Annotated in this window: 1 protein-coding gene; it reads right to left on the reverse strand. The window is 46.3% G+C overall.

The features are described from left to right. On the reverse strand, positions 1 to 1,028 hold a 1,028-nt coding region (locus F936_RS17265; RefSeq protein ID WP_005049839.1), incomplete at both ends, for an Ig-like domain-containing protein.

Consider the following 1,028-nt stretch of genomic DNA (forward strand, 5'->3'; position numbering starts at 1 on the left):
GTGGTATCTACTGTATATGTTTGTGTGTCGTTAACAGTGCTGCTATTACCTGCTGTATCTGTAAACGTTACTTTCGCATCAATGGTTTTATCTGCATCTGCCGTTAAGCCACTACCCGGTACACTTACTGACCATGTACCTGCTACGCTGTCTACAGTTGCAGTATAAGTTACGCCATTAATAACAACTGTAACGGCTGTATTCGCCGCATCTGCTGGAACGTTTGTCAGAACACCAGTAATCGTAACGTTACCCGCTGCTTCTGATGCATTAATTACATTGTCAGCTGTGACCGAGTCAACTGTAAAGTTAACACCATCTGTATTCGGACCAACTGCATCAACGATAGCTGTTCCAGGTAATGACGGATTACCTGCTGGATCTGTTGCTACTGCTTCAACTTCATCGCCATCATTTAGGCCTGGGTTTGGCACAGTCCAGTTGCCATCCGGTCCAGCTACAACACTTGCTGTGCTACCGTCCGGATAAGTTACGGTTACTGTTGAACCAGGTTCTGCTGTACCTGTAATTGGATCTGTCCCGTTAACCGGGTCAATCACTGGCGCTGCTGGTGCTGTAGTATCAACTGTATATGTTTGTGTGTCGTTAACAGTGCTGCTATTACCTGCTGCATCTGTAAACGTTACTTTGGCATCAATGGTTTTATCTGCATCTGCCGTTAAGCCACTACCCGGTACACTTACTGTCCATGTACCTGCTACGCCGTCTACAGTTGCAGTATAAGTTACGCCATTAATAACAACTGTAACGGCTGTAGTAGCCGCATCTGAAGGAACGTTTGTCAGAACACCAGTAATCGTGACATTACCCGCTGCTTCTGATGCATTAATTACATTGTCAGCTGTGACCGAATCAACTGCGAAGTTGACACCATCCGTATTTGGACCAACTGCATCAACCACAGCTGTTGCTGGTCCTGATGTATTTCCAGCTGGATCTGTTGCTACTGCTTCAACTTCATCGCCATCATTTAGGCCTGGGTTTGGCACAGTCCAGTTACCATCCGG

The organism is Acinetobacter calcoaceticus DSM 30006 = CIP 81.8, assembly GCF_000368965.1.
GTDB classification, from domain to species: domain Bacteria; phylum Pseudomonadota; class Gammaproteobacteria; order Pseudomonadales; family Moraxellaceae; genus Acinetobacter; species Acinetobacter calcoaceticus.